Origin of the sequence: Azonexus sp., from assembly GCF_036170495.1 — a bacterium.
Classification (GTDB): Bacteria; Pseudomonadota; Gammaproteobacteria; order Burkholderiales; family Rhodocyclaceae; genus Azonexus.
Genome location: NZ_JAVHPH010000451.1, coordinates 1 through 1,641 on the forward strand (window position 1 = coordinate 1; position 1,641 = coordinate 1,641).

Genomic DNA, 1,641 nt, shown 5'->3' on the forward strand with positions numbered 1-1,641 from the left:
TTGACGCTCTGCACCTTGATCACTTCGCGGATCAGGGTCAGCTCGATCGGCTTGGTTTCGCCCTTGCGGATGATCGACAGCTTGATCGGCGTCTTCGGCTTGCCGCGCATTTTCTTGACGGCATCCGACAGGGTCAGTCCCTTGACCGGGGTTTCGTCGAGCTTGAAGATCAGGTCGCCGGCCTTGACGCCGGCCCGATAGGCCGGGGTGTCCTCGATTGGCGAAACGACCTTGACCAGGCCGTCTTCCATGCCGACTTCAATGCCCAGTCCGCCGAATTCACCCTGGGTGCCGACCTGCAGATCCTTGAAGGCATCGGCGTCGAGATAGGTCGAGTGCGGATCGAGGTTGGACAGCATGCCGGAAATGGCATTGGTGATCATTTTCTTGTCTTCGACCGGCTCGACATAGCCTTGCTTGATGGCGCTATACACCTCGGCAAAGGTGCGCAGCTCATCGATCGGCAGGCCGGGTTTGACTTCCTTGTCGGCCATGGCCGGGAAGTTCAGGCTGATCAGTGCGCCGGCGACAAAGGCGCCAACGGTCAAGCTAATAGTTTTAGTTTTGCTCATTTCAAGCTGGCCCATTTCATCGGGTCGATCGGTTGCCCTTGGTGGCGGAGTTCAAAGTATAAACCGGATTCGGGATTGCCCCCGCTGTTACCCACAGTGGCCACCGTTTCTCCACCCTTGACGGCCTGGCCGACCTGTTTGAGCAGGGCATCGTTGTTGCCGTAGATCGACAGGTAGGCGTCGCCATGGTCGACGATGAGCAGGTTGCCGAAGCCGCGCATCCATTCCGAGAAAACAACGCGGCCGCCGGCAATGGCCTTGACCTCGCTGCCGGCGCCGGCCTTGATGAACAGGCCGCGCCAGGTACCGCCACCGTCGCGGGCCGAACCGAAACGCCCGGAGACCGCGCCGCGTACCGGCAGGCGCAGGCTGCCGCGCTGGCGGGCGAAGCTGCCGTTGCTCGGGGCCGGTTCGTAGTGATTTTCGGCTTCGACGGTTTTGGGGCGGGTGGGCTCCATGGTGGGTGTTGGGCGGGCAATTTCCCGTTCTTCGGTTTGCGCAGGACGTTTATCCTTTTCCCGTTCTTTCTCGCGCTCTTTTTCCTTTTGTCTTGCCGATGCCAGACGTGCTTCGGCCAGGCGTGCCGCCTCAGCGGCTTTGGCAGCTCTTGCCGCCTGGGCGGCGAGGATTTTTGACAGCCGATCAATGAGCTGGGTCATCCGCTTTTCGTTTTGCTGCAGGTTGCCGATTTCCTTGCGCTGGGCTTTTACCTTGCTGGCCAGCTGGGCGTACAGTGCCTTCCGTTCTTCTCGCTGCTTTTCAAGATCGGCGTGGCGTTTCTGTTGCTCGGCCTCGATTTCGGCCAGTTCGGCGGCGCGCCCCTTGGTGTCGGCGGCCAGCGATTTCTTTTTAGCCAGCGTGGCGTTGATTTCGCCCATCAGTTCGGCGCGGGTCAGGGCGATGGCCGACAGGTAATGCAGGTCGCGCGCCATCTGGTTCGGGTCGTCGCCGTTGAGCAGGAGTTGCAGCGAGTCCGGCGTGCCGCGCAGGTATTGTTTGTAGATCAGTCTTTCGAGTTGAGCCTGTTGCTGGCCGAGCGTGATGCCGAGTTCCTGCGATTGTTGCTCGA

General features: G+C 60.7%; 2 protein-coding genes. Both read right to left on the reverse strand.

What is annotated here, in order from left to right; translation table 11 throughout:
• On the reverse strand, positions 1–572 hold a 572-nt coding region (locus ADADOO_RS16230; protein ID WP_511278549.1), incomplete at its 3' end, for a S41 family peptidase.
• A partial coding sequence (locus ADADOO_RS16235) for a murein hydrolase activator EnvC family protein (RefSeq protein WP_511278550.1) occupies positions 569–1,641 on the reverse strand: 1,073 nt, incomplete at its 5' end. The genes ADADOO_RS16230 and ADADOO_RS16235, both read right to left, overlap by 4 nt.